Source organism: Candidatus Competibacter phosphatis, from assembly GCF_012939995.1.
Classification (GTDB): Bacteria; Pseudomonadota; Gammaproteobacteria; order Competibacterales; family Competibacteraceae; genus Competibacter; species Competibacter phosphatis.
Window position 1 is genome coordinate 1 of sequence record NZ_SPMZ01000093.1, and the last position, 5,576, is coordinate 5,576.

Genomic DNA, 5,576 nt, shown 5'->3' on the forward strand with positions numbered 1-5,576 from the left:
ACCACACGGATTGGATCGTCACCAACGATTCCACTCAGAATTCCACGAAGGCGACCCAAGAGGTGTGTGGCTTTCGTTGGAAGATCGAGCAGTTGCACCGTGAAAGCAAGCAACTCACCGGGCTTGAACGCTGCCAGTGTCGTAAGGCCCGCATTCAGCGTAATCACATCGGTTGCGCTTTCCTGGTCTGGGTGAGGCTCAAAGAACTGGCTAGGCAAACAGGGCAAACCGTCTACCAACTCAAACACGGCTTACTCGACGATTATCTCATCCAGCAACTCAAAAATCCCTCCATCAACATGCGTTTTGCGTAAGTCCTGTAAGTGTAAGATCAGGTTAGGGTGCATTTCAAAAAATCACGCTAGCCAGATCGACACTTCGTGAATTGTCCACAATCTCGGTGGCTAACTCATCGAGGAACATCAACAGATGACAGTCTGATGACGAATTTAGCGCTTCCTTCAGGACCGAACAAAAAAATAGCCAATGAGGAGGGCGCGCGGTTCTCAGAAAGCCACTTTTCACTATAATTCATTATGTTAATGATTAAGATGACTAAGAAAAGTGATCATGCCGATTAGCCTCGAACTTCGCCCCTTGTACCCGCCCAACTGGCGAGAACTGGCAAATTGGATCAAGTTTGAGCGAGCGGGAGGTCACTGCGAGTGGTGTGGCCGCGAACACGGCACCACGGTGCTCGTGATTGCCAGCGGGGGTTGGTGGACCCGGAGACCGGTGAATGTCATGATGAACAAGGCCGCTCGCTGGGCTTTTACGCGCAAGCGGAGTGGCCGAAAGGGCGTCTCGTGAAAACGATCCTGACCTGCGCCCATCTGGACCAAAATCCCACCCACAACGACCCGACGAATCTGGCCGCGTTGTACCCGCGCTGTCACTTACGGCATGATCGGCGCCAACATATCCAGAGCGCCTACCGCAACCGACGCAAGCGGTGGGCGGTGCGAGATTTGTTCGATTGATCGAGGTGAGACGATGGCCGACCCGAGCCTAGCCGGTGCCGATCCCGCGCCCGCGTCGGCACCCAACATCTTGGCGCTGGCCGAAACCTACCCAGCCTGTTTCGATGGCGAGAACCCCCGACCGCTCAAGCTCGGTATCCACCGGGACCTAATGGCGGCCGGCTTCGAGAAAGCCGCCGTCAAACGAGCGCTGGCGCGCTACTGCAACCGACCGCGCTACCGGAAAGCGCTGTGCGCGGGCGCGATCCGCATCGATTTACAGGGCCAGCCGGCGGGCGTGGTCACGGCGGCCGAAGCCGAAACCGCCCGGGCCGACCTGATCGCTTGGACCGCCCGGAAAGCGGGCCAACCGGCACCCTCGTGCCCCGCTTCCCCCTTACCCGCCAACGATACCCCCTTGCCCCAGGAAGCCCTCGTGCCCGGACGTCTCGAACTCACCGTCAAGTTTTCCGAGCTGCCGCAACCGCTACCCGTCCAAGGTGGCCTGAAAATCGGTATTCAGACTGGGGAGGGGATCGTCACCGCGATCCTGCCACCCAAGATTTGGCGCAAGCTGGAACAGGCGGCGAAGGACTATCCCCAATGGATCGCGGCCCTGAGCGGGTCGCTGGCGCGGTTCGCGGACGGGGAGATCGCTCTCCAGCATCCGAGCGTGCAGGTGTTCGGGAAGTCGATCCGGCCCGAGGCCGCATCCGCCCAGGGGAAGGCCGCACCGACACCGATCCCGGCATCAACAGCACCCGAGCCGACCGGACTCGCGGCGAAGGTTTCCGCGATGCCTAGCGCGCCTTCACTCCCGTTGGGATCCACTTTTCCCAAACTGCGCCTGAAGGGGCGCGGCCCATCCGAGGCGGGCTGAAGGGACCCCACGCGGTATGAGGAAGATTGGAACGGCGGCGTTGCTGGCGACTCTCGACGAGGATAGTCGTGCCGAACACGAAAGGATCGGAGAGTTCATCGAGCCGGCGACGACTTGGGTGCGGTTTAGCGAATACGCGCCGCAACGGTGCATTCTCACCGCCGTTGGCCCGCGCGGAATGGGCGTCATGGGCCGAGGCACGGGTTTCGATCGTCACCGGCAACGGCCGGTCGGCGCCTCGAAACTCCTCAAGGGGCCAGCGCGAAAGGAAGTCCGGGTTCGGCGTCTAGCGAGCTGAAGCGGATCGGCCTCCGGGCAGCGAACGAACCGGGGGATCGCCGGTCCGGGTACGAGCCGGTGATCCCCGTCGCGCCCGCTCAACACCGTCGACCCCGACGGGGGCTGTCCGCCTCCGCGCACTACGGCGGCGACGGAACCCTCCATCAGTGGGCGGAGTCGGACTTTTTTGGGGAGGCATCGCCGCGGAATTGAGCGCCGCGTTCGTCGGCGATGCCGAGGTCTTGCCGGCGCTGCTGGAGTAACTGCCCGCCGATGAGCTGGTTGCCGCTGTCGCCGGCGCGGTGGCGTGGTCGCCGCTGGCGGATGGGCGAGAATCCATCCACGCACCGCCCTTGTCGAACACCTCCAGCAACAGGGTGCCAAGTCGTGGAAAATCGAGAGCGGTGACCACCGCCGCAGTCTGGCCGAAACGGCCATGCTTCACCTCAAAACCCGCTTTGGCGACCCTTTGCGCAACCGCCGTTTCGACACCCAGACCACCCATGCCCGCCGCCGCCATGCATACCAGGACGCGGCTCGGTATGCCCGATACCGTCGTGGCTTGCTAAACCCAAACCCCAGCGGGCAAACCTCATCCCTCATTCGATTTATGCAACAAAGCCGGGCAACGCTATGCTTTTGTCTAACCTACGACTACTGGTCTGTTCCATTTTGACAACCCTTGGTTCGGCAACAGGACAAACAAATCATGAATGAGTTACGCCACTATTTTGTGGTCGACACCCTCAGGAACGGAACGACGGTGACGATTCGCGCGATCCGTCCTGAAGACAAAACCAGGCTCGTTAGCGCGTTCAAGAACCTCGACCGCGAATCGATCTACACGCGCTTCTTCCAATATGTAAGGGAGCTTACGGATCAGGATCTGAGACGCGCGACGGAGATTGATTTCGACCGAGAGGTCGCCTTGGTGGTTACCGTGAACCTCGGAGACGAAGAAACCATCATCGGTACGGGACGTTACGTTGTTTTTGAAGAGGCACACGCCGGACGCAGCGCCGAAGTAGCCTTTATCGTCGAAGAGGACTACCAGGGTCTTGGCATTGCCAGTCGCATTTTTCGGCATCTCGTCCAGATCGGGCGGCAAAAAGACGTGTCCCGGTTCACAGCCGATGTGCTCTCGGGAAATCAAGCTATGCTCAAAGTGTTCGCCAACAGCGGCTTGCCGATGAAGCAGCAGCGCGATGGCACGGTGGTCCACGTAACGCTGCACCTGGGATAAAGCAGGGGGTGAGTATGAATCTCATCGGTCGGCTGATTGGCTGTTTGCTGATGGGGATCTGGGCGCTCGCGGCGACCGTCCACGCTCAGACACCGACCACGCCCTATGCGCTACCCGATGTCACCGCGCGGTCCTGGACCGGCGACCTGGACGGCATGATCCAGCGGCGGCAAATCCGGATTCTGACGCCCTACTCCAAGACGTTCTATTCCGTTGACCGGGGCACCCAGCGCGGTTTGGCTTGCGACGTCGGCCGGATGTTCGAGGACGATCTCAACCAGAAACTAAATACCAAACATATCCGCGTCCATGTCGTGTTTGTGCCCGTGGCCCGCAGCCAGATTATCCCGTCCCTGTTGAAAGGCTGCGGGGACATCGCGATGGCCAATCTGACCATCACCCCGGAACGCCTCCAGCAGGTGGATTTCACCGAGCCCGTCCGTCGCAACGTTGCGGAAATCGTCGTCACCGGTCCGGTGTCCGCGCCGATTGCAACCGCACAAGCGCTATCCGGCCAGGAAGTGTACATTCGCCAGTCGTCGAGCTTCCGCGAAAGCCTGGAGCAGCTCAACGCCGAGTTCGTCAAGGCCGGCCAGGCGCCGGTGAAATTGCGGCTCGCGCCCGAGGATCTGGAAACCGAGGATATTCTCGAAATGGTCAACGCCGGTCTGGTCAGGGCCACCATCGCCGACGATTACGTCGCCGGATTCTGGCAACAAGTCTTCCCCAAGGTCGTACTCAACAAAGAGGCGGTGATTCGCACTGGCGGCGACATCGGTTGGATGATCCGCAAGGACAGTCCCCAGCTTAAGGCGGAACTTAACGCCTTTCTCGCCCGCTATCCCCAGGGTTCGGTGCGGCGGAATCTGTTTCTGCAACAGTACTGGAAGAGCGCCAACTACGTAAAAGACGCGGTTTCCCAGGAAGAACGGGCCAAATTCGAGCAGATGGCGACCTTCTTTCGCCAGTACGGTCGCCAGTATCGACTGGATTACCTGTTGATGGCGGCGCAGGGTTATCAGGAATCGCGGCTCGACCAGACCGTCAAGAGCAAGGTGGGGGCCATCGGCGTGATGCAGGTGATGCCCGCCACCGGCAAGGAATTGCAGGTCGGCGATATCCGCCAGTTGGAGCCGAATATCCACGCGGGGGTGAAATACATCCGTTTCAAGGTGGACCGATATTACGAGAAGGAACCGATGGACCCACTCAACAAGGGCCTGTTCACCTTTGCCTCGTATAACGCGGGGCCAAGACGGATCGCGCAACTGCGCCAGGCAGCCGCCCAGCCGGGACTTAACCCGAATATCTGGATCAACCACGTCGAACAAATCGCGGCGGAGAAGATCGGTCGGGAGACCGTGACCTACGTGTCGAACATCTACAAGTACTACCTCGCCTACACGCTCATTACCGAGGAACAGGCGGAACGGGCGAAGGTCAAGGAATCGCTCAAACAGGAAACAGGGCGATAAGGCGAGATACCCGTGCTCAAACCTCTTGCAGGCCCACCATCGAGCAAGGCCACCCTGGCTGATTCCGCTGTTGTAGGTGGGCGTGACCGTGGTCGGCGGATTGGTGCGGCCGCGCCTGGAGCAGGAATACCTCACCACCTACAGCCACGGCATCTCGGTTGCTTCGACCCAGGCGACGCTGTCCGCCATCGCTTCGGGCATGATGGCGCTGACCGGCATCGTGTTCGCGCTGGCCTTCGTCATGGTGCAATTCAGCGCCATTGCTTATTCCCCGCGCCTGGTCGCCTGGTTTGGTCGCGACCCGGTGCTGTTTCATGCGTTCGGCTTGTTCACCGCCACATTTTTTTTATTGCCATCGTTACCCTGGCCTGGGTCGATCACGGGGGGGACGGCACGGTGCCTCTGTTCTCCGTCCTGCTCGTGACCCCGTGCTGCGGCGCGCTCTTAACCGGGATTACAACGCCCGCGCCCGGGGTGCCGAAAGGACCCAGAATTTCCAGCGGGTGAGCGGAGGTGGCGGGTTCAGTTGTGGCGATGGTGGGTTCAGCCGGGGTGGCGGTGGGCGGCGGCGCTGAGTGCGGCGGCAGGGTGAGGAAACCATGTTGCAAGTCAATTTCGGAAAATCGTTACGATTGGCCCTGCTCCCGCCGATACTGGTATTGCTATCGGCCTGCGCCAGCATCGGAGCCGGCTCCGTCAACCGGGATCGGCTGGATTACGCCGAAGCGCTGGCGACTTCC

The 5,576-nt window shown here is 60.5% G+C and carries 7 protein-coding genes and 1 pseudogene; 7 read left to right on the plus strand and 1 reads right to left on the minus strand.

The annotated features are described in order from the left end of the window. From E4P82_RS20590 to E4P82_RS20605, 4 genes and pseudogenes are all read left to right on the plus strand, one after another. Window positions 1-314: pseudogene (locus tag E4P82_RS20590) on the plus strand (IS701 family transposase); the annotation flags it as partial. A gap of 492 nt (window positions 315-806) precedes the next feature. After that, window positions 807-980 carry a hypothetical protein gene (locus E4P82_RS20595; RefSeq protein ID WP_169250632.1) on the plus strand — a complete coding sequence of 58 codons (174 nt, stop codon included), beginning with the start codon at window positions 807-809 and terminating at the stop codon, window positions 978-980. Between the two features lie 13 nt (window positions 981-993). Continuing rightward, window positions 994-1,839 (plus strand): ProQ/FINO family protein, encoded by an 846-nt coding sequence (locus tag E4P82_RS20600; RefSeq protein ID WP_169250633.1) that lies wholly within the window; start codon window positions 994-996, stop codon window positions 1,837-1,839. Between the two features lie 16 nt (window positions 1,840-1,855). Then, the gene (locus E4P82_RS20605) at window positions 1,856-2,137 is read left to right on the plus strand and encodes a hypothetical protein (RefSeq protein WP_169250634.1); all 282 of its coding nucleotides are present in this window, start codon (window positions 1,856-1,858) and stop codon (window positions 2,135-2,137) included. On the opposite strand, the gene E4P82_RS20610 is transcribed toward E4P82_RS20605, so the two are convergent. Continuing rightward, window positions 2,126-2,623 (minus strand): hypothetical protein, encoded by a 498-nt coding sequence (locus tag E4P82_RS20610; RefSeq protein ID WP_169250635.1) that lies wholly within the window; start codon window positions 2,621-2,623, stop codon window positions 2,126-2,128. The two genes, E4P82_RS20605 and E4P82_RS20610, sit on opposite strands and share 12 nt — an antisense overlap. A 204-nt stretch (window positions 2,624-2,827) precedes the next feature. Here E4P82_RS20610 and E4P82_RS20615 point away from each other — a divergent pair, with 204 nt between their 5' ends. The 3 genes from E4P82_RS20615 to E4P82_RS20625 all read left to right on the plus strand — a co-directional run bounded on the left by E4P82_RS20615 (window position 2,828) and on the right by E4P82_RS20625 (window position 5,260). Beyond that, the gene (locus tag E4P82_RS20615; protein WP_169250636.1) at window positions 2,828-3,361 is read left to right on the plus strand and encodes a GNAT family N-acetyltransferase; all 534 of its coding nucleotides are present in this window, start codon (window positions 2,828-2,830) and stop codon (window positions 3,359-3,361) included. A gap of 14 nt (window positions 3,362-3,375) precedes the next feature. Further along, window positions 3,376-4,836, plus strand: a complete 1,461-nt coding sequence (locus tag E4P82_RS20620; RefSeq protein ID WP_169250637.1) for an MltF family protein — start codon at window positions 3,376-3,378, stop codon at window positions 4,834-4,836. Between the two features lie 76 nt (window positions 4,837-4,912). Further along, window positions 4,913-5,260, plus strand: coding sequence for a DUF2254 family protein (locus E4P82_RS20625; RefSeq protein ID WP_211203240.1), 348 nt, complete (start codon window positions 4,913-4,915; stop codon window positions 5,258-5,260). Window positions 5,261-5,576: the final 316 nt, after the last annotated feature.